Below are 380 nucleotides of genomic sequence, written 5' to 3' on the forward strand. Positions count from 1 at the left end.
TTATGAATGTTCTGATAACTCTTCCCGTAACCCCTGGCTTTCCAGGAAATGTTCTGGTATGGTGTGCTTCCCGGCAACACCATACCAGAATTTTTATGCGAGAGAGGAGACAGAGACATGGAGACGAGAACAAGAAACCGGGTCATCGCCTTCCGGGTGACACCGGCGGAGCGGCGGAAGATCGAGGCCAAAGTCCGGCAGTCTGGCCTGCGCCAGCAGGAATATCTGCTCCACGCTGCTCTGGAAACGCCCATCCATGTGGTGGAGGACCTGAAGCCGCTCCTGGGCGAGCTGCGGGCCTGGGGACGGAATCTAAACCAGCTGACCGTCCTGGCCCATCAGGGCCACATCGAGAGCGCCAATCTGCGAGAGGCTGTCGA

At 58.2% G+C, this 380-nt stretch carries 1 protein-coding gene; it reads left to right on the forward strand.

Annotation, left to right across the window (positions count from 1 at the left end; genetic code table 11):
- Positions 1-117 precede the first annotated feature (117 nt).
- The coding region (locus H9X91_RS14080) for a plasmid mobilization protein (RefSeq protein ID WP_204805883.1) at positions 118-380 on the forward strand (263 nt) is incomplete at its 3' end.

The organism is Oscillibacter valericigenes (assembly GCF_016902445.1).
GTDB classification, from domain to species: Bacteria; Bacillota; Clostridia; order Oscillospirales; family Oscillospiraceae; genus Oscillibacter; species Oscillibacter avistercoris.